This is a genomic window from Pseudomonas sp. UYIF39, assembly GCF_029963765.1.
In the GTDB taxonomy this organism is placed as follows: domain Bacteria; phylum Pseudomonadota; class Gammaproteobacteria; order Pseudomonadales; family Pseudomonadaceae; genus Aquipseudomonas.
Window position 1 is genome coordinate 15,261 of the sequence record NZ_JALBYU010000027.1, and the last position, 24,130, is coordinate 39,390.

The window sequence follows — 24,130 nt, forward strand, 5'->3', positions numbered from 1 at the left end:
ACGATTCAACGTCGGTGTTTTTTCAACTGGGCTGACGCTCAATGATCGTTTCGCCGGAGCTTTCGGTTATGCCTGATTCCAATCGCCTCGACACTGCAACCGTGCGGCCGGGTTTCGATGAGGTCGTGACCTTAATCGTCAAACACCGCGTCAAGGTCGGCTTTGAAGCACCCTATGAAGCCTGGTTGCGGCGCATTGTCGGTATTGCCGGGCAGAGCGAGGGACATTTGGGCGTGGACGTGATTCGCGGCAAGCATTCCGGCCTCGACATGTTCACCTGCGTGCTGCGCTTCTGCTCCACCGAGGCGATGCAGCGCTGGCTTGATTCGCCGCAACGGCTGGAACTGGTCAACGAAGCCGCACCGATGCTGGCGGACGGCGACCAGACCGAGGTTAATCCGGTCAAGGAATTCTGGTTCGCACCACAGGCCGATGCCGGTTCGCCACCGCCGCGCTGGAAGCAGGCCGTGGTGACGTTGCTGGTGATCCTGCCGCATACCTTGCTGGTGCCACTGATCTGGGGCCCGCTGCTCAAGCTCAACGCCTTTCTGTCCAATTACGTGGTCGCCACTTTTCTGATCACCGTGACCATCGTGCTCTCGGTGGTGTACCTGTTCATGCCCATGGCGACCCGACTTTTCGCCTCCTGGCTGACAGCCGACCAGTCCCATCCCACTCTGTCTGAGGAAACGCGATGAATGCCGATCTGATTCTATTCAATGGCCAATTTCATACCGTTGACCGTGAGAACCCCCTCGTCAGCGCGGTGGCCATCAGCGACGGCCGCTTCGTGGCGGTCGGCACCGATGCGCAAGCCATGGCCCTGCGCGGTTCTGCAACCCAGGTCATCGACCTCAAGGGCCGCTGCGTTATCCCTGGCCTCAATGACTCGCACCTGCACCTGATTCGTGGTGGCTTGAACTACAACCTGGAACTCCGCTGGGAAGGTGTGCCGTCCCTGGCCGATGCCCTGCGCATGCTCAAGGATCAGGCCGACCGCACACCGACGCCGCAGTGGGTGAGGGTGGTCGGTGGCTGGAACGAATTCCAGTTCGCCGAAAAGCGCATGCCGACCCTGGAAGAGCTCAACCAGGCTGCGCCCGATACGCCGGTGTTCGTGTTGCACCTCTACGACCGGGCCTTGCTCAACCGCGCCGCATTGCGGGTCGCCGGTTACACCCGCAATACGCCGAACCCGCCCGGTGGTGAGATTGTGCGCGATGCCAACGGTGATCCGACCGGCATGCTGGTGGCGCGACCCAATGCGATGATTCTCTACTCGACCCTGGCCAAGGGACCGAAGTTACCCCTGGAATATCAGGTCAACTCGACCCGCCAGTTTATGCGTGAACTCAACCGTCTCGGCCTGACCAGTGCGATCGATGCCGGTGGCGGCTTCCAGAATTACCCGGACGACTACGCGGTGATCGAGCAGTTAGCCAAGGACCAGCAACTGACCATTCGCATCGCCTACAACCTGTTCACCCAAAAGCCCAAGGAAGAACTGAGCGATTTCAAAAACTGGACCGGCAGCGTCACGCTGCATCAGGGCGACGATTACCTGCGGCACAACGGCGCTGGGGAAATGCTGGTGTTCTCGGCCGCCGACTTCGAAGACTTCCTCGAGCCGCGCCCGGACCTGCCGCAGACTATGGAAGAAGAGCTGGAACCGGTCGTTCGCCATCTGGTGGAGCAACGTTGGCCGTTCCGCTTGCACGCGACGTACAACGAATCCATCAGCCGCATGCTCGACGTGTTTGAGAAGGTCAATCGCGACATTCCGTTCAATGGCTTGCCATGGTTCTTCGATCACGCCGAAACCATTACGCCGCAGAACATCGAACGGGTGAGGGCGTTAGGCGGCGGTATTGCGATTCAGGACCGTATGGCGTTCCAGGGTGAATACTTCGTCGAGCGTTATGGCGCCAAGGCTGCCGAAGCCACGCCACCGATCAAGCGTATGTTGGCCGAGGGAGTCCCTGTCGGTGCGGGCACCGATGCCACGCGGGTTTCCAGTTACAACCCTTGGACCTCGCTGTACTGGATGGTGAGTGGTCGTACCGTTGGCGGCATGGCACTGCACAGCGAAGGGCTTTCGCGGCAGACCGCGCTGGAACTGTTCACCCACGGCAGCGCCTGGTTCTCCTCCGAACAGGGCAAGAAAGGCCAGATCAAGGTCGGACAACTGGCGGACGTGGCAGCGCTGTCAGCAGACTTTTTCAGTGTCGACGAAGAAGCAATCAAGTGGATCGAGTCCGTGTTGACCGTAGTCGGCGGCAAGGTCGTGTACGCCGCCGGTGACTTCGAAAAACTCGGTCCGGCCAGCGTGCCGGTGCTGCCGGACTGGTCGCCGGTGGTCAAGGTGCCTGGTCATTGGCGTCCAGCTTCGCCGATGCAGGCTCAGGCCCATCATTGCAGCGGGCCGTGCGGGGTGCATTCCCACAGCCATGAACGGGCGCGCCTGTCGAATGTGCCCGTCAGTGATTTTCAGGGTTTCTGGGGCGCCTTTGGCTGCTCGTGTTTTGCCTTCTGACGACAAAAAAAGTGCCGGCCAAACCTGTTCGGCACCATCAACAATATCCATCCACCAAGGAGTTTCACATGAGCAACGTTCCGTACAAGCGTCTGAACAAAGATGACGCAGTTGTGCTGTTGGTCGACCACCAGACCGGCCTGATCTCGCTGGTGCAGGACTTCTCACCCAACGAATTCAAGAACAACGTACTGGCGCTCGCGGACCTGGCCAAGTTCTTCAAACTGCCGACCATCCTGACCACCAGTTTTGAAAACGGCCCGAACGGTCCGATGGTGCCGGAGCTCAAAGAGCTGTTCCCTGATGCACCGTATATTCCCCGCCCTGGCCAAATCAATGCCTGGGACAACGCAGACTTCGTCAAGGCCGTAAAAGCTACCGGTCGCAAGCAATTGATCATTGCCGGTGTGGTGACCGACGTTTGCGTGACGTTCCCGACCTTGTCGGCGCTGGCTGAAGGCTTTGAAGTGTTTGTGGTTACCGACGCTTCGGGCACCTTCAACGAAACCGTACAACAGGCTGCCTGGGCACGTATGGCTGCAGCGGGTGCGCAACTGGTGAACTGGTTCTCGGTGGCGTGCGAGCTGCAAGGTGACTGGCGCAACGATATGGAAGGCCTGGCGAACCTGCTGTCGCCGCGCATTCCGAACTACCGTAACCTGATGAACAGCTACTCGGTGCTGACGGCCAAGTAAGTCCCGCCGCAACGCCGATTTGAATGAATGCCCACCATTGTGCGTAATGCTGTTCACTTAAGGTTGGGGTACATATCCGTTTCTACGGTCAGGGCGGCCTAGGGTTCCGCCCTTACGGCGAGTTACTTTGGAAAAGAACCCCAAAGTAACCAAAGGGTTCTTGCCCCTTTCGTTCGGTGCCTCGCCCAGGCTCGGCATGCCCTCGCTCCGGTCCTGCTCCGTGGGCCCGCCGCCATCGGCCATCCATGGCCGGGGGCGGCTAACCCGGCATCCATGCCGGGTTGCCCACTGCGCAGAACCTCCACTCGGCCTCTCGAGGGGCGTACACCGCTAACGCAAAAGCGAGGCGGCCTACCGGCCGACCTGGCTTCAAGTGAACGCATTTCCCTGTAGGAGCTGTCGAGCGAAGCGAGGCTGCGATCTTTTGATCTTGCTGTTGCTTCGGATTTTTGATCTTGATCTGCCCCGTCGGAGCGAGGGCATGACGAGCCTGGGCGAGGCACCGTACGTCAGGGGCAAGAGCGTTTGGTTACTTGGGGTTGGGCGGCATTCCGTATTTCCAAGTGACCCGCCGTAAGGGCGGAACCCTAAGCCGCCGTGACCGCAGCAACGGATAAGTACACGATCAAAACCCCGTCGGCTCTCAAGCCGCCATCCATTTTCTTAAGTGAACAGCATTACGCCATTGTGCGGGCATTTTTACGTGTCATTGCTCAATGTGCTCTGCAGCGGGCTGAGGCCGGCATTGGACTAATAGGGTGCCGAAAAAGGAAAAAACGGCTATAAAGTGTTTGACTGTCAACCAGGCCGCGACAATGAACCCGTTTGAAGATATGCGTATTTTTTGTCAGGTCATGGACTCCGGCAGTTTCACCGCAGCGGCCGATCAGTTGGGGCTGTCCAAACAATTCGTCAGCCGGCGCTTGATGCAACTGGAAGAGCGCCTCGGTGTGCGACTGCTCAATCGTTCGACCCGAAGGCTGGACGTCACGCCCCTGGGGCAGAGTTATTACGAGTCGGCCTTGCGCCTGCTCAGCGAAGTCGAACAAGTGGAGCAGAGCATCACTGGCCAGACCAGCGAGCCTCGCGGCACCATTCGCTTGAGCGCGCCGCTGTCGTTCGCGGTGGCGCACTTGGGTTGCCTGCTGCCGGTGTTTTTGCAGCGCTATCGCGACGTCACGGTGGAAGTGGACTTGAGTGATCGTCCGGTGGACTTGCTCAGTGAAGGCTACGACCTGGCATTGCGCATCGGTGTGCTGGAAGACTCGACGCTGATCGCCCGACGTCTCGCCTCCATCCATCGGGTGTACTGCGCGAGCCCAGCCTACCTGGCCGAGCGCGGTACGCCGGTTAACCCCGAAGACTTGCACAGCCATGACTGCCTGCCTTATGGCCACGGTCGTCAGGTGCAATGGCGTTTCGAAGGGCAGGGCAAACCACTGACGGTGAACGTCACCGGAAGGATGCGGGTCAACAACGGTGAATTGCTCAAGGACGCGGCCATCGCCGGCATGGGCATTACTTATTTGCCGACTTTCATTGTCGGTTCGGCCTTGAAGGACGGGCGGTTGGTGCCGGTGCTGGACAACTTTCGTCCTGAGTCGTTGACGTTATCGGCGGTCTATCCGCAGCATCGTCAGGGCTCGCGACCGGTGCAGGCGCTGGTTGAATTCTTGCGTGAACGGCTGGATCGGACCGAGGGTGGGCTTTAAATACAGCGACACCCCGCAGTCGAAGCGCACACCTGATGCGGGTAGGTGGTTAGCCTCCCGATGCTTGGAGAAAGAAATTTTCTCAGCATGAATTTTCCAGATTCGCACATCCATACAATCGCTCTGCTCCAACGAAGCCGAAAATAGCCCCTCTCAAACGAATCTGGAGAAGTGTTATGGCAACCGCGAAAGCAGCACCAGGTAAAGGCCTGATTGATCCAAGCAACCACGCTTTGATCTTGATCGACTTTCAGTCACAGATGGCGTTTGCGACTAAATCCATCGACGCCGTCACACTCCGTAATAACGCTGCACTGATCTCGAAAGCAGCGAAGGAGTTTGGCGTTCCTTCCATTCTTACCACCGTCGCCGAAAAAAGTTTTTCGGGCCCCATGTTTGAGGAAATCACCTCGGTATTCGCCGGTCAGGAGCTGATTGATCGAACCAGCATGAATACCTGGGAGGACGAGCGTATAGCCGTCGCCGTGAACAAGATCGGTCGCAGCAGAATCGTTCTTGCCGGTCTTTGGACCTCGGTCTGCATTGTTGGGCCGGCGATCTCGGCTCTTGACCAAGGGTTTGAGGTATACGTCATTTGCGATGCGTGTGGCGACGTTTCAGATGAGGCTCATGAGCGCGCCATCGAGCGTATGATTCAAGCAGGTGCGCGTCCAATGACCTCGCTTCAATACCTCCTGGAATTGCAGCGTGACTGGGCTCGCGGCGACACCTATAACGAGACGGTAAAAACCTCTATCGCTCACGGTGGTGCTTATGGTCTTGGTTTGATTTATGCCAAAACCATGTTTAACGCATCGGAAGGTCACTGATCTGTATTGCGCCTCTTCCCTGATGGGGGATGAGGCGCACTCCTTGAGAGGAAGCAAGGGAGCATGTCTACATCTCATGTAAATACGACGACTGCAGCGGATGTGGCGCTGTGTTGGCTACGAATCACAGGTGTACTGATGCTGTTGCTGGTGCACGGATTGCCTAAGCTTTTCAATTTTGAGCACGAACTGGCGTTGATCGAAGACCCGTTTGGCATGGGGGCGCGGTTGACCTTGTCTCTGGCAATTTTCTCGGAAGTGTTGTGTCCGGTATTCATCGCATTGGGACTTCTGACGCGCCTTGCGACACTGCCTGTTCTATTTTTATTGGTCGTATCGGTTATCTGGGTTCATCCCGAGTGGAGCCTGGCCGAGGGCCAGTTCGCCTGGCTGCTGCTGATCATCTTCTCGACGATTCTAGTCGCAGGATCTGGAAGATTGGCATTGGGTACGAGTCTGTCGCATCGCTGGCCACTCTTGAGCAAACTGTAGGGAGAGAATGGTGAGTACGATGACTAATGAGCAGCTATCGACAACTTCGGCTTGGCAACCGCTTCGTCATGGATTGTTTCGCAGTCTGTGGCTCGCCAGCATTGCATCCAGCATAGGGACGTGGATGCATGAAGTGGGTGCTGGCTGGCTGATGACCTCCTTGTCGGCCAGTCCTTTTATGGTGTCTCTGGTACAAGTAGCAGGCGCCGCTCCTATGTTTCTTCTGGCGCTACCCGCTGGCGCGCTGGCCGACATCATCGACAAACGACGTTACCTGTTGGCTGTCCAGGCAGGGATGGCCGTCATTGCACTTGCGCTCGCCTTGATCACCTTTGCGGACCTGATGAGCGCGACACTTTTACTCCTGTTTACGCTGGCCATGGGGATTGGAACAGCGCTGACCATGCCTGCATGGTCAGCGTTGACACCTGAGTTGGTTCCAGCGAGTGATCTGCCCGCCGCGATATCGCTTAGCAGCGTGGGGGTCAACGTTGCCCGAGCACTCGGACCGGCCATCGCTGGCATCATTATCAGCTTGGTAGGGCCATGGGCGACATTTGCCGTCAACGCCCTGTCTTTCTTTGGTGTTATTGCTGTGCTCGCCTTGTGGCACCGTACGCCGCAACAGACCGTATTGCCGGCAGAACGCCTGTTTGGCGCTATACGTGTGGGTTGGCGCTATGCCCGTAGTTCGCGCGAACTGCAGCGAGTGTTGGTGCGCGCCCTCGCTTTCTTTCTGGGCGCAAGCGCCGGTATGTCGTTGCTTCCACTGATTGTGCGAAGTGAGCTGAAGGGCAGTGCTGAGCAATTTGGGATCTTGCTCGGTTGCGTCGGGATCGGGGCGGTCGCGGGTGCAATGTTTCTGCCCGGAATTCGTCGTCATATTGCTGTCAATCTGTTGGTGGCATCGGCCAGCCTTATCTATGCGGCAGTATTGCTGGCTTTGGCATGGGTTCAAGATTTCTATCTGCTTATCCCTGTGATGCTCATCAGTGGTGCTGCCTGGATCGCGGTTTTGTCCAGCCTTCAGGTGTCTGCGCAAACATCGGTACCTGCGTGGGTAAGGGCCAGGGCGTTGGCTGTCTACATTCTGACTTTCTTTGGCAGCATGGCCATAGGGGGTGTGGTGTGGGGGCTGATCGCCAGCTGGCTTTCGATCTCGATATCGCTGAGTTTTGCCGCGGTAATCATGGTGGTGGGAGTAGCGGTGGGCTGGTGGGTCAAACTGCCCGCGCTGAACGCAGAAGACCTGGCCCCTTCGCTGCATTGGCCTCAACCGTTGACTAGTGTCGACGTTGATGGCGAACGTGGGCCAGTCATGATTACGGTCGAGTATGAGATAGACACGGCGGATGCCGATGCCTTCAAAGTGGCCATGGAAGAAGTGCGCAGAATGCGGCGCCGCAATGGTTCTTTTTCCTGGCAATTGATGCAGGACACCGAAAATCCGCAACTGTGGATAGAGCTGTTTTTTGACGAGTCCTGGCACGATCATCTACGCCATCACAGTAGAGTCACTCTCGCAGAGTTGAAAATCGAATCAGCCGCTCGGCGCTTTCATATCGCTGGAAAGCCTGTACGTATTCGGCACCTGCTCAAAGGCTGACGGGTTGGCCTCGCTCAGATGCAATAGCTACTCGATAACCGCAAAGCTCCGTCGAAGAGGGGGCGTTTACACCTGGCTTCTGCCCGGCATGTCGATGCCGTGCTGATGCACCCGCCGATACAGGGTTGCCCGGGAGATGCCCAAAGCCTTGGCGGCGGCGGTGGGTTTCCAGCGGTGACGCACCAAGGCATCGAGCAATGCCTGGCGTTCCGGGCTCGTGATGCAATCAATGGTGTCGCCGGAGTTTGGGCCATCCAGTCGGTGACCTTGCAGTTGCTCGGGCAAATGGCTGACCTGAATCAGGTTGGAATCGCACACCGCACAGGCATAACGCAGCACGTGCCGTAACTGGCGAACGTTACCTGGCCAGCGGTAGCCAAGCAGGCATTCCAGCGCCGCCCCTCCCAGTTGCATAGGTTCTGCGCAAAGCGTCGATTCCTCATCGAGAATCCGGTTGATCAGCGCCAGTCGGTCACTGCGTTCGCGCAGCGGCGGCAACTGGAAGCGCGCTCCACTCAAACGAAAGTACAAGTCTTCTCGAAACTCGCCCGTGGCGACCAGTCTTTCCAGATCGCGGTGGCTCGCGCAGACGACCTGAAGGTCGATCGCTTTACGCCGTGAAGCTCCCAAAGGCGCCACTTCACCCTCGGCCAGAACCCGCAGCAGTCGGGTTTGCAAGGGCAGGGGCATGTCGCCGATTTCATCGAGAAACAGGGTGCCGCCATCGGCCTGTTCCAGCAGACCTTGCATGCCCTTGCTCGAGGCACCAGTGAAGGCGCCGGCGACATAGCCAAATAATTCGCTTTCGATCAGGTTCTCGGGGATCGCCGCGCAGTTCACCGCAACGAACGGCCGCTCGCGGCGCTGGCTGGCCTGGTGCAGTTGACGGGCGAAGACTTCCTTGCCGGAGCCGGTTTCGCCCTGGATCAGTACTGGCAGGTTGCGGTCTTTAACCCGCACTGCAAGGCGCAGGCTTTCTTCCAGTCGCGGATCAAGTTCGGCGGATGTCAGTGCCAGTCGCGAAGCGTTGCGCTTCACCCGCCGTGGCGCGCTCAGGCGACCATGCAATTCCGTGTGGCCACCCTGGCTGTGCAACAGGCATAGCGACTCGTCACTGGCCCGATGCAGCAACTGCTGATCGAACACCTGGCCGATGTGTTCCGGCAGTTGGCCAAAGCTTTGCAGCAGCAACTGCCGCGCCGCCGGGTTCAGCGCCTGCAAACGGCCGTCATCATCCCAGGCGAGCAAGTAATCGGGTTGGCTGTCGACGTAGCCCGGGCTGCTGTGGGCTCGTAGCACCCAGTAACCCTGGGCGCTGCTCATGAAAAATGCCTGTTCGATTTCACGCGCGCTCTGCACCACCATCTGCCGGATCAGGTGTTGGGAGCGGCGGTCGTCGGGTGAGCGCACCGCCGACACATCGAGTACCCCGAGCAGTTCGCCCTTGGGGTCGAAGACCGGCGCCGCTGAGCAGGTGAGGCCGATAAACGCGGCGCGAAAGTGATCGCGTTTGTGCACTGTGACCGGCGTTCGCGCGGTCAGTACCGCCGCCACGCCACAAGTACCTTCCTCACCTTCCGACCAGCAAGTGCCCAGGTAAAGACCGGCCTTGCGGCAGTCATTGCGGATGGAGGTTTCGACGCGGTAGTCGATGGTCTGGCCCTGAGCATCGGTCAGCAGGACGCAGTAGTCGGCATCGCGGACCCGACCGTGGAGGCGGGCGACTTCTTCGCTGGCAATGCGCAGGAACAACTCGGAGCGCTCGCGGCATTCCTGCAGCACGTTCTGCGAGAGGATCCGTGGCCCTTGTAGTGAGCCGGGATCCAGGTGGTGTTGCTCCATGGAGCGGCGCCAGGAGTCGAGAATCAAGTCCGACACAGGCAACTGCGGCAGGTGCCCGGCATTCTTCAAAACACGGCTGACGCAATCCACATGCGCCTTTGAATGTGCGGAAAGCATTAAGGCCTCCGGTTCCATCTTCTTTTAGTTGTGCGGCTATTAAGCGCCGTTCATTGGCCGCAGACAAGCGTCGGGTCAACCGGGACTGGCGGTGAGACGCAACGTCTCACGGTCTCGCCGCCACCTCGTGCAGCCTGACATGACGCGTCTCATTCGGGCTTGATTCCGACCACCCTTGGGCTTCCAGCGGGCCGCTCTACGACGGGGTTATGCAGGTTTTTTTGCGGATCTGGCACCGGCCTTGCTCTAGCTCTGGCAACCAGCCCGACTGGCAACCCAATAATAAAAAGAGGTGCCCGATGTCCTGCCTAGATCCTTTCCCTGTTCTGCCCGTGGTGGCGTCATGAGTCGTGCGCAGCTGACCGTCGGCATCATCGCCAACCCGGCTTCCGGTCGGGACGTGCGGCGCCTGACCGCTAACGCCGGGCTGTTTTCCAGCACCGACAAGGTCTCGGTGATCCAGCGCTTGCTGGCTGCCTTTGGCGCCACGGGCCTCGAACGGGTACTGATGCCCACCGACATGACCGGCATCGCCGCCGCCGTGCTGAAAAACAGCCACGGTCGCCAGGCTCGCAGCAGTCACTGGCCGGCCCTTGAGTTCCTCGACCTGACCCTGCGCCAAAGCGTCGAGGATACCCGTCACGCGGCACGCTGGATGGCCGAACGCGGCGTTGCCCTGATCGCCGTGCTGGGCGGCGACGGTACTCACAAGGCGGTGGCCTCCGAAGTCGGCGACATTCCGCTGCTGACACTGTCCACCGGCACCAACAACGCCTTTCCGGAACTTCGTGAAGCCACCAGCGCCGGGTTGGCCGGCGGGCTGTTTGTCAGTGGGCGGATCCCGCCCGAGATCGCCTTGCGACGCAACAAGCGCTTGCTGGTGCGCGAGCCGAGCCGTGGCCTGTGCGAGATGGCGCTGGTGGACGTGGCGGTGTCCTCGCTGCCCTTCGTCGGCGCACGGGCCATCAGCCGCGGGGCCGATCTGGCCGAGGTGTTTGTGACCTTCGCCGAACCTCAGTCCATTGGCATCTCGGCTCTTTGCGGCTTGTGGTTTCCCGTATCGCGTCAGGCTCCGGGCGGGGCCTGGATGCGCCTCGATGCGCAATCTCCCGAAGCGCTGCTGGTGCCTCTGGCTCCCGGCCTGCTGCAAGGCTGCGGCGTGCTCGCTGCCGGAAGCCTTGAACCCGGCGTCGCCCATGGACTGTGCCTGGCCAGCGGCACCCTGGCTCTGGATGGCGAGCGCGAGATCGAATTCAACGCCCATGACCGGCCCACGGTCACCCTCGATGCCGGCGGTCCGCTGAGCATCGACGTCAATGCGACCCTGGCCTATGCCGCGCAACAGCGACTTCTGGCCATCGGCCCTGAACACCCGCAACACCCTTTGAACCTTGCACCTTGAAACTTGAGCCTCAAGACACCCTGGAGAATAAAAATGTCGACACAGCTGACCGCTGATCAATTGCTGCATGCCTACCAGGTAATGCGCACCATCCGCGTCTTTGAAGAGCGCCTGCACGTGGAATTCGCCACCGGCGAGATTCCCGGTTTTGTCCATCTGTATGCCGGCGAAGAAGCTTCAGCCGCCGGGGTCATGGCCCACTTGGGTGATGACGATTGCATTGCCTCCAACCACCGTGGTCACGGCCACTGCATCGCCAAAGGCGTCGATGTGTACGGGATGATGGCCGAGATCTACGGCAAGAAAACCGGGGTCTGCCAAGGCAAGGGTGGCTCCATGCACATCGCCGATTTCGAGAAGGGAATGCTCGGCGCCAACGGCATTGTGGGGGCCGGTGCGCCGCTGGTCGTGGGTGCCGCCCTGGCCGCCAAGCTCAAGGGGACTGACAGTGTCGCGGTGGTGTTCTTTGGTGACGGCGGCTCCAACGAAGGGGCCGTGTTCGAAGCGATGAACATGGCCTCGGTGTGGAATTTGCCGTGCCTGTTCATTGCCGAGAACAACGGTTACGCCGAAGCCACGGCCTCCAACTGGTCGGTGGCCTGCGATCACATCGCCGACCGTGCCGCCGGCTTCGGCATGCCCGGGGTCACGGTGGACGGCTTCGACTTCTTCGCCGTTCACGAAGCCGCCGGTGCCGCTGTGGAGCGGGCCAGGGCCGGGGAGGGGCCATCGCTGATCGAGGTCAAGCTGACTCGCTATTACGGTCACTTTGAGGGCGACGCCCAGACCTATCGGGCGCTGGACGAGGTCAAGCATTTCCGCGAGCACAACGACTGCCTGATGCAGTTCCGCGAACGCACCCTCCGCGCCGGGCGGGTGCAGGCCAGCCAGTTGGACCAGATCGACAGCGAGGTGGACCTGCTGATCGAGAACGCCGTGCGCAAGGCCAAGTCCGACCCCAAGCCGAGCGCCGCCGACCTGCTCACCGACGTCTACGTTTCCTATCCCTGAACGCCCCCCCCTATAACAAGAATCGAGACCTTCATCATGGCGAGAAAAATCAGTTATCAGCAGGCAATCAACGAAGCTCTGGCCCAGGAAATGCGCCGCGACCCCAGCGTGTTCATCATGGGTGAGGACGTCGCCGGCGGTGCCGGCGCCCCCGGTGAAAATGACGCCTGGGGCGGGGTGCTGGGCGTGACCAAGGGCCTCTATCACCAATTCCCTGGGCGAGTGCTGGACACGCCATTGTCGGAGTTGGGTTATGTCGGTGCTGCAGTGGGCGCTGCGACCTGTGGCGTGCGCCCGGTGTGTGAATTGATGTTCGTCGACTTCGCCGGTTGCTGTCTGGATCAGATCCTCAATCAGGCGGCCAAGTTTCGCTACATGTTCGGTGGCAAGGCCTCCACGCCGCTGGTGATCCGCACGATGGTCGGCGCCGGGTTGCGGGCCGCCGCCCAGCACTCGCAGATGCTGACCTCGTTGTGGACCCACATTCCGGGGCTGAAAGTGGTCTGCCCGTCGTCACCTTATGACGCCAAAGGTTTGCTGATCCAGGCCATCCGCGACAACGACCCGGTGATCTTCTGCGAACACAAAATGCTCTACAGCATGCAGGGTGAAGTACCGGAAGAGCTCTATACCATCCCCTTCGGCGAAGCCAACTTCCTGCGCGATGGCAAGGACGTGACGCTGGTCTCCTATGGCCGCACGGTCAACACCGCGATGGACGCCGCGCGCAATCTGGCCGCGCGCGGGATCGACTGCGAGGTGATCGACCTGCGCACCACCAGTCCGCTGGACGAAGACAGCCTATTGGAAAGTGTAGAGAAAACCGGGCGCTTGGTGGTCATCGACGAAGCCAACCCGCGTTGCTCCATGGCCACCGACATTTCGGCTCTGGTGGCGCAAAAAGCCTTCGCCTCGCTCAAGGCGCCGATCGAGATGGTTACTGCGCCGCACACGCCGGTGCCGTTCTCTGATGCTTTGGAAGACCTCTACATTCCCGACGCGGCGAAGATCGAGAGTGCCGTGCTCAAGCTGATTGAGTGGAGCAAGCGTTCATGAGCCAGATCCATACCCTGACCATGCCCAAGTGGGGCCTGTCCATGACTGAGGGCCGGGTCGATGTCTGGCTCAAGGAGGAAGGCCAGGCCATCGCCAAGGGCGACGAAGTGCTAGACGTCGAAACCGATAAAATCTCCAGCAGTGTCGAGGCGCCGTTTTCCGGGGTGCTTCGTCGGCAGATCGCCCGCCAGGATGAAACCCTGGCGGTGGGTGCGTTGCTCGGCATCGTGGTCGACGGCGAAGCCAGCGAGGCGGAGATCGATGCGGTGGTCGAGCAGTTTCAGGCCGCGTTCGTGCCCGGTGACGGTGCCGAGGAAGACATTGGGCCGAGACCGCAAAAGGTCGAGCTGGACGGACGGTTGATCCGTTACTTCGAGCGCGGCGAAGGCGGGGTGCCGTTGGTGCTGGTGCACGGCTTTGGCGGTGACCTGAACAACTGGATGTTCAATCACGAAGCGTTAGCCGCTGGCCGCCGGGTGGTTGCACTGGACCTGCCGGGTCATGGCGAGTCAACCAAACAGCTGGAGCGCGCAGATCTGGACGAGTTGAGCGGCGTGGTGCTGGCACTGCTCGATCACCTGGACATTCCCGCAGCGCATCTGGTGGGTCATTCCATGGGTGGCGCGGTGTCGCTGAACACTGCGCGCCTGGCTCCGCAGCGGGTACGTTCCCTGACCTTGATCGGCAGCGCCGGTCTGGGCGAGGACATCAACGGCGATTACCTGCAAGGCTTTGTCGAGGCTGCCAACCGCAATGCCCTCAAGCCACAGTTGGTGAAGCTGTTCTCCAACCCCGAGCTGGTCAACCGGCAGATGCTCGAAGACATGCTCAAGTACAAGCGCCTGGAAGGCGTGGACGCGGCCCTGCGCCTGCTGGTTTCAGGCTTGTTCAAAGAAGGACGGCAACAGCTCGATCTGCGCGGCGTGGTGCAGGACGGTCAGCAGCCAGTGTTGCTGATCTGGGGCAGTGACGACGCGATTATTCCGGTGAGTCACAGCGCCGGGCTGACGGCCCAGGTCGAGATCCTGCCAGGTCAGGCGCACATGGTGCAGATGGAAGCGGCCGAGCAGGTCAACCGACTGATTCTGGACTTTTTGCAACAGCACTGACGCCCCTCCTGGCGGACTCTTGCAGGGCGCCAGGACCCACTATTTCAAGGAGATTTTGCTATGAGCCTTTCAATCAATTCGGTACGCAGCATGCGCGCCGCGGTCTGGCATGGTCGCAACGATATCCGCGTCGAAGACGTTCCGCTGCCCATATCGCCACCTGCTGGCTGGGTGCAGATCCGCGTGCAGTGGTGCGGAATTTGCGGGTCCGATTTGCATGAGTACGTGGCGGGGCCGGTGTTCATCCCGGTTGACGCGCCGCACCCACTGACCGGGATCAAGGGCCAGTGCATTCTCGGTCACGAGTTCTGTGGCGAGATCGTCGAGCTCGGTGCCGGTGTTCAGGGTTTCAGCATCGGCGATCCGGTGGCGGCCGATGCCTGCCAACACTGCGGCACCTGCTACTACTGCACCCATGGCCTGTACAACATCTGCGAGAACCTGGCTTTCACCGGGCTGATGAATAATGGTGCCTTCGCCGAACTGGTCAACGTGCCGGCCAACCTGCTGTACAAGTTGCCGGCGAACTTTCCTGCTGAAGCCGGGGCACTGATCGAGCCCTTGGCGGTGGGCATGCACGCGGTGAAAAAAGCCGGGAGCCTGCTCGGACAGAACGTGGTGGTGGTCGGTGCAGGCACCATTGGCTTGTGCACCATCATGTGCGCCAAGGCTGCCGGTGCGGCTCAGGTGATCGCTCTGGAAATGTCTGGAGCGCGCAAGGCCAAGGCCCTGGAAGTGGGGGCAACCCATGTGCTCGATCCCAATGAATGCGATGCCTTGGCGGAGGTTCGGCGCCTGACGGGTGGGCTCGGGGCGGATGTCAGCTTCGAATGCATTGGCAACAAACACACGGCCAAGCTCTCGATCGATCTGATCCGCAAGGCCGGCAAGTGCGTACTGGTGGGGATCTTTGAGGAACCCAGCGAGTTCAACTTCTTCGAGTTGGTGGCTACCGAAAAACAGGTACTGGGCGCGCTGGCCTATAACGGTGAGTTCGCTGACGTGATTGCTTTTATCGCTGATGGCCGGCTGGACATCACACCATTGGTGACCGGGCGCATTCAGTTGGAACAGATCGTGGGGCAGGGCTTCGAGGAACTGGTTAACAACAAGGAGCACAACGTGAAAATCATCGTGTCACCTGCTCGAGTCTGAAGTGGCTGAATCGGACGCGATGGCCGTTAGCGGTCATCGCTACATCGCCCGGGTCGCAGTCGACAAAGACCGACAAAACAAGCCCTGAAAAATTCTGCGTTGTCGCTTATTACGTTCAGCCATTAAAAAAAACAGCCCTTTGGCACCGATAACATCGTTTCTCGGGCGCACCGCTTTTCAATATATTGGCCGCCAGATCTGGTGAATGACTCAACACTCACCACCCTCAGTGCGAGTAGTCTTAATGAACAATAAACCTGACAACGCAGGGCTTGATAACGCCGGAGCGGGGACCCGAGCGGTCTGGGGCGGGGAGCAAGTCAGGCACCCCTACAACGCCACTCAGACACCGATCGTGGTTAGCGCCGCTTACGGTTACGACGACATCGACGTCTGGTACGACGTTGCGTTGGGCAAGACGCCTGGCTTTATCTACAGCCGCATGAGCAACCCGACGGTCGAGACCCTCGAAGCAAAAATTCGCGAGTTGGAAATGGCCGAGTCCGCCGTGGCCTTCAGCAGCGGCATGGCTGCGATCAGCAGTGTGCTTTTCACCTTCCTGGCCAATGGCGATCGTGTGGTGTCGACCAAGGACAGCTACGGTGGCACCAACAAGATTTTCGAAGAATTCCTGCCGCGCACGGGTGTGGAGGTGACCTTGTGCGAGACGTTCGATCACGAGGAGATCGAGCGTGAAATCGCCAAAGGCTGCCAATTGGTGTACTTGGAGACGCCGACCAACCCGACCCTGAAAATACTCGATATCCACCGACTGGTAGCTGCAGCCAAGCGCGTCGGTGCCGTGGTGGTGGCCGACAACACCTTTGCCACGCCGCTGAATCAGAACCCCCTGGCGTTAGGTGTGGACGTGGTCATCCACAGCGCGACCAAGTTCCTCAGTGGCCATGGCGATGTGCTCGGCGGTCTGGTGTGTGGCAACGAATCCTTGATGGCCAAGGTTCGTCATTACCGGGAGATCAACGGTGCGACGCTCGACCCGTTCTCGGCCTACATGATCATCCGGGGCATGAAAACGCTGGTGCTGCGCATGCGTCAACAGCAACGCAGTGCCCGTGCTCTGGCGGATTTTCTTTGCACCGAACCGTTGGTGGAGTCGGTCAATTATCCAGGCTTGCCCAGCCACCCGAACCATGTTGTGGCGTGCGCGCAAATGTCCGGCTTCGGTGCCATTGTCAGTTTTGTTCTGGTCGGTGGAATGGACACGGTCAAGGTCCTCTTGCCGCGTCTGCGATTCGCCCACTGCGCGGGCAATCTCGGCGCGGTGGAAACCATTTACGGCCCGGCTCGGACCACCAGCCATGTGGAGAACACTCTGGAGGAGCGTCTGGCCCTGGGTATCTCCGAAGGACTGGTACGAGTCTCCGTCGGCATCGAAGACACCGATGATTTGCTCGACGACCTGAAGCAGGCGTTTGCCTTTGTCAGACATTCACAGGATGAACAGGCACAGGCAAACAAGCAGCCCTCAATCAATGAAACTTGCACCGAGATAGCAAACTGAAGTTATAACGTTAATACCTCACGACAGGGCCGTTAGTGAGGAGTTCATGAAGAGGAATAATAATAAAACTTAGTGGTGACCTGTTTTTACTCTGCCCCGTAACTCAGAGCAGAAGTTAATGCGTGCCCTAACAACTTTCATGAGAACAACCATGTCCATAAAAGAAGAACAACTCAACACGCGTGCCGGTTTTAAACAGGAAATGCAGACTCGCCACATTGTCATGTTGGCATTGGGTGGCGTCATTGGTACCGGGCTGTTTCTCACGTCCGGGTACACCGTTAACCAGGCTGGACCCTTGGGGGCGGTTATCGCCTACATCATCGGTGCACTCATGGTTTACATGGTCATGATGTGCTTGGGCGAATTGGCGGTGCAGATGCCGGAAACCGGTTCGTTCAGTACTTACGCCACGCGTTTTCTCGGACCAGGTACCGGCTACACCGTGGCATGGCTGTATTGGCTGACCTGGACTGTGGCGATTGGTTCTGAATTCACCGCTGCCGGAATTTTGATGGCGCGTTGGTTTCCGGATACGCCGGTGTGGATCTGGAGTGCGCTGTTCGCTGGCGTGGTGTTCCTGACCAACGTGATCTCGGTGCGTTTGTTCGCCGAGACTGAGTTCTGGTTGTCCTTGATCAAAGTAGTGACGGTGGTGGTGTTCCTGATGATCGGCGGCGGGGCGATTCTCGGCTTGTTGCATATCGATCAGGCCCACAGCATTGGCCTGGGCAACTTCACCCGCGAAGGCTTGTTCCCCACCGGTTTCATGTCAATTGCCATGACCTTGTTGGCGGTGTCCTTTGCCTTCTCCGGTACTGAGTTGATCGGTATTGCCGCCGGTGAAACCAAGGACCCTCAGCGCAATGTGCCGCGGGCCATTCGCACCACCGTGCTGCGTCTGGCGATCTTTTTCGTCGGCACTATTTTCGTCCTGGCAACCCTGTTGCCCCGCGAGCAGGCCGGTTTGGTGGAGAGTCCGTTCGTCACCGTGTTCACCTACATCGGCATTCCTTACTCCGCCGACATCATGAACTTCGTGATCATCACTGCGCTGTTGTCGGCGGCCAACTCCGGGTTGTACGCCGCCTCGCGGATGCTCTGGACCTTGAGCGACCAGGGTCACTTGCCCAAGCAGTTCTCTAACCTGACCCGCATGGGGACGCCGTTGAATGCCATCGTGTTGAGCATGGTCGGCGGTGGCGCCTCGTTGCTCAGTAGCGTGTTCGCCGCCGACACCGTCTACCTGGCACTGGTGTCGATATCCGGGTTGGCAGTGGTGGTGGTGTGGATGAGCATTGCCGCGAGCCAGATCGCTTTTCGCCGTCACTATGTGGCCAACGGCGGCGATGTCCGCAACCTCAAGTTCCGCGTCCGGGGTTATCCATGGGTGCCACTGGGGGCGCTGGTCTGCTGCAGCCTGGCGTGTGTGGGGATTGCGTTCGACCCTGAGCAGCGGGTGGCCCTGTACTTTGGTTTGCCATTCATCGCCTGGTGCTATTTCGTGTATTACATTACGCGCAAAAGCCGCGAGCGACGCTTGTCGGTTGCCCCCTTGGCACAACCGTCCGATGCGTTCTAGCCGCCGTCGACGGGGTGGGCAAAGTGCTCGGAGGAGGGGGCGTCAATGAGGTTCAGACCATGAAGCAAAAGACGTTACCGCCATTGAACTGGCTGCGGGCATTCGAGGTATCCGCCCGCTGCCTGAACTTCACCCACGCCGCCGAAGAGCTGTTTTTGACTCAGGGCGCCGTCAGCCAGCAGATCCGCCAATTGGAAAGCCACCTGGGGGTGGCACTGTTCAAGCGCTTGCCCCGTGGCCTGGGGCTGACGGAGGAAGGGCAGGCCTATCTGCCGGTCGTGCAGGATGCGATCACTCGACTGGCGGTGGGGACCAACGAGATTTTTGGCCAGCACAAACGCCGGCCGATCAAGGTGCGTGGCAGCCTGGCATTTTTCGTGCACTGGCTGGCGCCCAAGCTGGTGGGCTTTCGCCAGGCTCATCCACTTGTCGACATCCGCTACATCAGCAACATCTGGGTCAAGGAACTGGATGGCGAGGACGACATGGAGATTCGCTGGGGCCATGGTCAATGGCCCGGCCTGGTGTCGCAGCGCCTGACCTGGGACACCTTGTTTCCGGTCTGCTCGCCAGCCCTGATGGCGAACTCGTCGCTGAGGGTGCCGGCGGATGTCGCGCACCATCCGCTGTTACATGTTCTGGGTTACGAAGAGGGCTGGGGTTACTGGTTAAACATGGTCGGTGCGGACACCGTCGATTCGTCGACCGGCATGCAGTTCGACACACTGATTTCCACCTTGCGCATGGCCGAGTTGGGGCAGGGGATTGCCCTGGCCCGGTCCTCGATGGTTGAAGAGATGCTTCAGGACGGACGACTGGTCGAGCCCTTCGACCATCGCATCGAAGCCAGCGAGTCTTTTTACCTCGTACGCGGTTCTGGGGCCGACCAGCACCCCGACGCGGTCATGTTTTCCACCTGGCTGGTCGAGCAGGCACATCGTTTCAAATGAATGGCCGGAGCCAACCATGCGCTATGTAAGTACCCGAAATTCGGCCGTTCAGGTCAATTTCGAAAAGGTCGTGTTGTCTGGAGTTGCCGAGGATGGCGGGCTGTTCGTACCGCTCGAACTGCCGCTGTTCGAACCACAGGACATCGCCATTTGGTCGACCCTGCCCTATGACGAACTGGCCTATCGAGTAATGAGTCCGTTCGTGGGCGATGCGATCCCCGAGGCAGACCTCAAGCGCATGCTCAAGGAGGCTGGCAGCCAATTCAGCCATCGGTCCCTGGCACCTTTGCATCAGGTAGATCGCAACGAATGGGTGTTGGAGCTGTTCCACGGGCCGACCCGTTCCTCGAAGGATTTTGCCGCCCAGTTGCAGGCGCGGCTGGTGCAATATTTTTTGCAAAAGCGCGGGCGTCGCGGGGTGGTGATCGGTGCCACCAACGGCGATACCGGGCTGGCGGCCATCGAGGCATTCAAGCACTGCGACGAAACGGACGTGGTGGTGTTTTACCCGGCGGCAGGTGTACCGCAAGATCAGCTCCAGCATCTGCAAGCAGTAGCGCATCCCAAGGTTCATCAGTTCGCAGTCAATGGCAGCTTCGACGAGTGCCAGACCATCGTCACCCGGCTGTTCCGGCAGTGGCCGTGCACGCAGCACGAGGCGATCAGTTTCAACTCCAGCAACTGGGTCAGTGTGTTGGCGCAACTGGTGTTTTATTTCCACGCGGTGCTGCAACTGGGTGGCGGTCAGCGTCCGATCGGTTTCAGCGTGCCAGCCGCGAGTTTTGCCGAGGTCTATGCCGGTTACATCGCGCAGAAAATGGGCTTGCCGATCACCCAGATGATCGTTGCGACCAACCAGAATGACGCGTTGCATCAGTTGTTTCTGAAGAACCACTACTCCCGGTTGCGAGCCAACAAGACCTTGTCGCCGGCCATGGACCTGTCGATCTTTTCTAACCTGGAACGTTTTCTCTGGGAACTCTATGGGCATGATGACCAAGCGGTGAGCAGCCTAATGGCAGGGTTCGAGTCCAGCGGCGAGATGACCATCGCCAACGAGTTCTGGTTACAGGCGCGGATGATCATCGACTCTTACGCCGTCAGTGATGAGCAGACGCTGCAAGAAATCACCTCGCTGTATCGCGACACTGGTTACGTCATCGACCCGCATACCGCCACCGGCGTCCTCGCGGCCAGGTTGTACCGCCGCAGCCTGGTAGCGCCGATGGTGACTCTGGGGGAAATCTCGCCGGCCAAATCGGCGGTGCTGCTCGGTGAGCTGGGGATCAGCACGCCGGCGCATCAGCGGCCAGTCACGCAGCAACGACCGAAGCAGCTTTACCGGATTCAACCCGACGACCTCGACACCATCCATCAGTTGCTCGGCGCGCTCTGAGAGCGCTGAAACAGGAGGCCAAGTGAAGCGAATTCTTGACCCGCTCGATGAACACATCATCGCGGAACTGCGGCTCAATGCCCGGGTTGCACACGCCGAGCTGGCAGCGAAGGTCAACCTGTCGCGCAATGCCGTGCGTCAGCGTATTGAACGGCTTGAACGCGACGGTGCGATACAGGGTTATACGGTGCGCACGGGCGAGGGGCGGCAAGCGTCCTCGAACATCAATGCGGTGATTTTCGTCTACCGCTACGACCGCATGCGCGGCGCGGAAGTGCTGCAGGCTCTTCGGGCAATACCGGAAATCATCCAGTGCGATGTGATGAGTGGCGAGTTCGATCTGATGTTGCGGGTCGGCGCTGCCAGTCCGGAGCGGGTGCATAAAGTCTGGAATGAAATCTCCGCGTTGCCGGGGGTGGAAAACACCGTGACCTCATTCGTGCTGTCGTCCGTCGTCTAGCCTCTTTCTCGTACTGAAAAAGCCAACGTGTGTTGGCTTTTTTTATGCCTGGCGCTTTGCCCGGACACTGGTCAAAACGCCCATAAAATAGAGCAATTTGGCCTATTTCACTGCCCTGGCCGCACCCCTAACCTAGAGCCCAACAACCCATCACCCGGATCAAGGGCATAAAAATGACTGAATACAAACTGGCGCTGGTTGGCTTCGGCGGTGTGAACCGGGCATTGGCTCAGCTGATTGCCGAACGTAACGAAAACTGGAAAGCCGAACTGGGTTTCACTCTGAAAATCGTTGGCGTGACCGACCTGTTTCTTGGTTCGGTGATTGGCCGCGAAGGGCTGGATGCTGCGTTGCTGGCCAAGCTGCCAGCAGTCAAAGGTGCAATGGCGCAGCTTCCGGGTGGCGAAGCAGATGCCCTCAACGAAGCGGTGATCAAGGACTCCGGCGCAGACATCATTGTCGAAGCCACCTTCACCAACCCGGTGGACGGTGAGCCGGCCACCTCGTTCTGTCGCTGGGCGCTGGAACGCGGCAAGCATGTAGTCACCACAAATAAGGGACCCATTGCCTTGCACGGCGCCGCGCTCAAAGCACTGGCCCGAAGCAACAACGTCACCTTTGAATACGAAGGGTCGGTGATGAGTGGCACGCCGGTTATTCGCCTGGCCAAGCAGTCGCTGGCGGGCAGTTCGATTGTCGGTTTCGAGGGGATTCTCAACGGTACGTCCAACTTCGTTCTTACCCGCATGGAAGGCGGGCTGGGGTTTGCTGAAGCAGTCAGCAAGGCTCAGGAGCTGGGGTACGCCGAAGCTGATCCGACGGCGGATGTTGAGGGGCATGACGTGCGTCTCAAGGTGGTGATCCTGGCCAACGAACTTCTGGACGCCAAGCTGAAGGTCAGCGATGTCACCTGCAGCGGTATTTCCTCACTCGACCTTGGCGACATCGAAAAAGCCCGACAGGACGGGGCTCGCTGGAAGCTTATCGGAGCGGCCATGCGGCATGCCGATGGTTCGATCAGTGCGAGTGTCGAACCGCGTCTGTTGAAACACGATCATCCGCTGTCCGGTATTTCCGGCGCTACCAATGCGGTGTCGTTTACTACCGATCTGCTCGGCGCAGTGACGGTTTCGGGGCCGGGGGCAGGGCGCACGGAAACAGCGTTTGCGCTGCTGTCGGACATCATCAGCATCCATCAGTCTGTTGCACACAACTAGGAGAATGCCTGTGAACGTATCGCGTCTGGCCCTGGCTGTTGTGGAGCCACAAATCGAAGTCTTTAACCCCTTTGACGGCACCGTCATCGGGACCGTCGCGGATGTCTGTGCTGCGCAAGTGCCGCAGTTGCTGGAGACCGGGCGCAGCGGTGCGCGAGTGTGTGCCGGGTTACCGCGTCATCGTCGGGCGCGCATTCTCGAACAGGCTGCATTGAACATCGAGCGTGATGCCAAAGCGTTTGCCCGGCTGATCGTCGACGAAGCTGGCAAGACCCTCAAGCAGGCCGAAAAGGAAGTCAAACGCTGCGTCAACACCCTCAAGCTTTCTGCCGAGGAGGCCAAGCGTAATGCCGGAGAAGTGGTGCCTTTCGACGCCTATGAGGGCTCCGAGTCGCGCCAAGGCTGGTTTTCCCGCGAACCCTTGGGCCTGATTGTCGCGATCACCCCGTACAACGATCCGTTGAATCTGGTGGCGCACAAACTCGGCCCGGCCATTGCGGGTGGTAACGCAGTGATTCTCAAACCGTCTGAGCTCGCACCGTTGTCGGCCATCAAACTGGTGTCGTATCTGGTCATGGCAGGGCTACCCGAATCGGTGGTCACGGTTGCGACCGGGGGGGCGGAACTGGGCAAGGCCTTAGTCGCGTCCCGTGAGGTGCGGATGATCTCTTTTACTGGCGGCTTCGTCACCGGGGAGCAGATCGCTCGCACGGCCGGCTTGAAGAAGCTCGCCATGGACTTGGGCGGTAATGCACCGGTTATCGTCATGGGCGACTGCGACCTTGAGGCCGCCGTCGAGAGTTGCTTGTCAGGGGCCTTCTGGGCAGCAGGGCAGAATTGCATAGGCACTCAGCGTTTGCTGATTCAGGCGTCGATTTATGAAGCGTTCCGTGAGCGTTTTGTCAGCCGGGCCAAGGCGCTTGTGAGCGGCGACCCTATGCGTGCCGACACTGATATCGGCCCGATGATTACCCTGCAAGCCGCGCAGAATGCCGAGCAAGTGGTGAACGACGCGTTGCAAGAGGGCGCCACATTGCTCTGCGGCCATCGGCGCCAAGGCTCGTGCTACGCCGCTACGGTATTGGAAAACGTTGATCATTGCAGTCGGCTGTGGCACACAGAAGTCTTCGCGCCGGTGGTGGTTTTGCAGCCTTTCGAAACCTTCGATGAGGCCATCGCATTGGCCAACGAGCCCGAATACAGTCTGCATGCGGGGATCTTCACCAATGATCTGGCAACGGCCATGAGCGCCGCACGCAGAATCGAAGCTGGGGGGGTGATGATCAACGACTCCTCCGACTACCGCTTCGATGCGATGCCGTTTGGTGGCTCCAAGTATGGCAGTCTGGGCCGGGAAGGGGTGCGCTTCGCCTATGAGGAAATGACCCAACCCAAGGTGGTGTGCCTGAACACGCTGGGCTAATCGATTTAAGGAACATCTAA

The 24,130-nt window shown here is 59.5% G+C and carries 20 protein-coding genes; 19 read left to right on the forward strand and 1 reads right to left on the reverse strand.

All coding sequences use genetic code 11. The annotated features are described in order from the left end of the window. Positions 1-68: 68 nt before the first annotated feature. The 7 genes from MO767_RS26160 (at position 69) to MO767_RS26190 (ending at position 7,868) form a co-directional block, all read left to right on the forward strand. On the forward strand, positions 69-698 hold the full coding sequence (locus tag MO767_RS26160) for an antibiotic biosynthesis monooxygenase (RefSeq protein ID WP_282482895.1): 630 nt from the start codon (positions 69-71) through the stop codon (positions 696-698). Then, complete coding sequence (locus MO767_RS26165) at positions 695-2,533, forward strand: amidohydrolase (RefSeq protein WP_282482896.1); 1,839 nt, start codon at positions 695-697, stop codon at positions 2,531-2,533. Before MO767_RS26160 ends, MO767_RS26165 begins: the two co-directional genes overlap by 4 nt. Before the next feature lie 68 nt (positions 2,534-2,601). Beyond that, on the forward strand, positions 2,602-3,228 hold the full coding sequence (gene ycaC / locus MO767_RS26170; RefSeq protein WP_282482897.1) for an isochorismate family cysteine hydrolase YcaC: 627 nt from the start codon (positions 2,602-2,604) through the stop codon (positions 3,226-3,228). 815 nt (positions 3,229-4,043) lie between these two features. After that, positions 4,044-4,940: a LysR family transcriptional regulator gene (locus tag MO767_RS26175; protein ID WP_282482898.1), complete on the forward strand. Its 897-nt coding sequence runs from the start codon at positions 4,044-4,046 to the stop codon at positions 4,938-4,940. Between the two features lie 176 nt (positions 4,941-5,116). Then, positions 5,117-5,770 (forward strand): hydrolase, encoded by a 654-nt coding sequence (locus MO767_RS26180; RefSeq protein ID WP_282482899.1) that lies wholly within the window; start codon positions 5,117-5,119, stop codon positions 5,768-5,770. 63 nt (positions 5,771-5,833) lie between these two features. Continuing rightward, positions 5,834-6,262 (forward strand): DoxX family protein, encoded by a 429-nt coding sequence (locus MO767_RS26185; protein WP_282482900.1) that lies wholly within the window; start codon positions 5,834-5,836, stop codon positions 6,260-6,262. A 19-nt stretch (positions 6,263-6,281) separates the two neighbouring features. Further along, positions 6,282-7,868 (forward strand): MFS transporter, encoded by a 1,587-nt coding sequence (locus MO767_RS26190; protein WP_282482901.1) that lies wholly within the window; start codon positions 6,282-6,284, stop codon positions 7,866-7,868. 66 nt (positions 7,869-7,934) lie between these two features. Here MO767_RS26190 and MO767_RS26195 read toward each other — a convergent pair whose 3' ends face one another. Further along, positions 7,935-9,827, reverse strand: a complete 1,893-nt coding sequence (locus tag MO767_RS26195) for a sigma-54-dependent Fis family transcriptional regulator (protein WP_282482902.1) — start codon at positions 9,825-9,827, stop codon at positions 7,935-7,937. 343 nt (positions 9,828-10,170) lie between these two features. Between MO767_RS26195 and MO767_RS26200 the strand changes: the two genes are divergently transcribed. The 12 genes from MO767_RS26200 (at position 10,171) to MO767_RS26255 (ending at position 24,110) form a co-directional block, all read left to right on the forward strand. Beyond that, a complete protein-coding gene (locus tag MO767_RS26200) occupies positions 10,171-11,229 on the forward strand; it encodes an NAD(+)/NADH kinase (protein WP_282482903.1) in 1,059 nt (352 codons plus the stop codon). Positions 11,230-11,262: 33 nt separating this feature from the next. Next, positions 11,263-12,240, forward strand: a complete 978-nt coding sequence (locus MO767_RS26205) for a thiamine pyrophosphate-dependent dehydrogenase E1 component subunit alpha (protein ID WP_282482904.1) — start codon at positions 11,263-11,265, stop codon at positions 12,238-12,240. Between the two features lie 36 nt (positions 12,241-12,276). After that, positions 12,277-13,296, forward strand: coding sequence for an alpha-ketoacid dehydrogenase subunit beta (locus MO767_RS26210; RefSeq protein WP_123366092.1), 1,020 nt, complete (start codon positions 12,277-12,279; stop codon positions 13,294-13,296). Beyond that, positions 13,293-14,405: an acetoin dehydrogenase dihydrolipoyllysine-residue acetyltransferase subunit gene (locus MO767_RS26215; RefSeq protein ID WP_282482905.1), complete on the forward strand. Its 1,113-nt coding sequence runs from the start codon at positions 13,293-13,295 to the stop codon at positions 14,403-14,405. Before MO767_RS26210 ends, MO767_RS26215 begins: the two co-directional genes overlap by 4 nt. Before the next feature lie 90 nt (positions 14,406-14,495). After that, positions 14,496-15,560 (forward strand): 2,3-butanediol dehydrogenase, encoded by a 1,065-nt coding sequence (locus MO767_RS26220; RefSeq protein WP_282482937.1) that lies wholly within the window; start codon positions 14,496-14,498, stop codon positions 15,558-15,560. Positions 15,561-15,804: 244 nt separating this feature from the next. After that, positions 15,805-17,082: a cystathionine gamma-synthase family protein gene (locus tag MO767_RS26225; protein WP_282482906.1), complete on the forward strand. Its 1,278-nt coding sequence runs from the start codon at positions 15,805-15,807 to the stop codon at positions 17,080-17,082. Positions 17,083-17,233: 151 nt separating this feature from the next. Next, positions 17,234-18,664, forward strand: coding sequence for an amino acid permease (locus MO767_RS26230; RefSeq protein WP_282482907.1), 1,431 nt, complete (start codon positions 17,234-17,236; stop codon positions 18,662-18,664). 59 nt (positions 18,665-18,723) lie between these two features. Then, positions 18,724-19,614 (forward strand): LysR substrate-binding domain-containing protein, encoded by an 891-nt coding sequence (locus tag MO767_RS26235; protein ID WP_282482908.1) that lies wholly within the window; start codon positions 18,724-18,726, stop codon positions 19,612-19,614. A gap of 16 nt (positions 19,615-19,630) precedes the next feature. Next, the gene (gene thrC, locus MO767_RS26240; RefSeq protein WP_282482909.1) at positions 19,631-21,010 is read left to right on the forward strand and encodes a threonine synthase; all 1,380 of its coding nucleotides are present in this window, start codon (positions 19,631-19,633) and stop codon (positions 21,008-21,010) included. A gap of 22 nt (positions 21,011-21,032) precedes the next feature. Next, the gene (locus tag MO767_RS26245; protein WP_282482910.1) at positions 21,033-21,470 is read left to right on the forward strand and encodes an Lrp/AsnC family transcriptional regulator; all 438 of its coding nucleotides are present in this window, start codon (positions 21,033-21,035) and stop codon (positions 21,468-21,470) included. Between the two features lie 173 nt (positions 21,471-21,643). Further along, positions 21,644-22,687 (forward strand): homoserine dehydrogenase, encoded by a 1,044-nt coding sequence (locus tag MO767_RS26250; RefSeq protein WP_282482911.1) that lies wholly within the window; start codon positions 21,644-21,646, stop codon positions 22,685-22,687. A gap of 10 nt (positions 22,688-22,697) precedes the next feature. Continuing rightward, a complete protein-coding gene (locus tag MO767_RS26255) occupies positions 22,698-24,110 on the forward strand; it encodes an aldehyde dehydrogenase family protein (RefSeq protein WP_282482912.1) in 1,413 nt (470 codons plus the stop codon). Positions 24,111-24,130: the final 20 nt, after the last annotated feature.

Excerpts from the sequence above, each read along its gene's own strand:
- MO767_RS26190 (WP_282482901.1), top strand. The coding sequence starts at position 6,282 with ATGACTAATGAGCAGCTATCGACAACTTCGGCTTGGCAACCGCTTCGT.
- MO767_RS26205 (WP_282482904.1), top strand. The coding sequence starts at position 11,263 with ATGTCGACACAGCTGACCGCTGATCAATTGCTGCATGCCTACCAGGTA.
- MO767_RS26250 (WP_282482911.1), top strand. The coding sequence starts at position 21,644 with ATGACTGAATACAAACTGGCGCTGGTTGGCTTCGGCGGTGTGAACCGG.
- MO767_RS26160 (WP_282482895.1), top strand. The coding sequence starts at position 69 with ATGCCTGATTCCAATCGCCTCGACACTGCAACCGTGCGGCCGGGTTTC.
- ycaC (WP_282482897.1), top strand. The coding sequence starts at position 2,602 with ATGAGCAACGTTCCGTACAAGCGTCTGAACAAAGATGACGCAGTTGTG.
- MO767_RS26215 (WP_282482905.1), top strand. The coding sequence starts at position 13,293 with ATGAGCCAGATCCATACCCTGACCATGCCCAAGTGGGGCCTGTCCATG.
- MO767_RS26165 (WP_282482896.1), top strand. The coding sequence starts at position 695 with ATGAATGCCGATCTGATTCTATTCAATGGCCAATTTCATACCGTTGAC.
- MO767_RS26195 (WP_282482902.1), bottom strand. The coding sequence starts at position 9,827 with ATGCTTTCCGCACATTCAAAGGCGCATGTGGATTGCGTCAGCCGTGTT.
- MO767_RS26225 (WP_282482906.1), top strand. The coding sequence starts at position 15,805 with ATGAACAATAAACCTGACAACGCAGGGCTTGATAACGCCGGAGCGGGG.
- MO767_RS26180 (WP_282482899.1), top strand. The coding sequence starts at position 5,117 with ATGGCAACCGCGAAAGCAGCACCAGGTAAAGGCCTGATTGATCCAAGC.
- thrC (WP_282482909.1), top strand. The coding sequence starts at position 19,631 with ATGCGCTATGTAAGTACCCGAAATTCGGCCGTTCAGGTCAATTTCGAA.
- MO767_RS26210 (WP_123366092.1), top strand. The coding sequence starts at position 12,277 with ATGGCGAGAAAAATCAGTTATCAGCAGGCAATCAACGAAGCTCTGGCC.
- MO767_RS26175 (WP_282482898.1), top strand. The coding sequence starts at position 4,044 with ATGAACCCGTTTGAAGATATGCGTATTTTTTGTCAGGTCATGGACTCC.
- MO767_RS26200 (WP_282482903.1), top strand. The coding sequence starts at position 10,171 with ATGAGTCGTGCGCAGCTGACCGTCGGCATCATCGCCAACCCGGCTTCC.
- MO767_RS26185 (WP_282482900.1), top strand. The coding sequence starts at position 5,834 with ATGTCTACATCTCATGTAAATACGACGACTGCAGCGGATGTGGCGCTG.
- MO767_RS26220 (WP_282482937.1), top strand. The coding sequence starts at position 14,496 with ATGCGCGCCGCGGTCTGGCATGGTCGCAACGATATCCGCGTCGAAGAC.
- MO767_RS26235 (WP_282482908.1), top strand. The coding sequence starts at position 18,724 with ATGAAGCAAAAGACGTTACCGCCATTGAACTGGCTGCGGGCATTCGAG.
- MO767_RS26230 (WP_282482907.1), top strand. The coding sequence starts at position 17,234 with ATGTCCATAAAAGAAGAACAACTCAACACGCGTGCCGGTTTTAAACAG.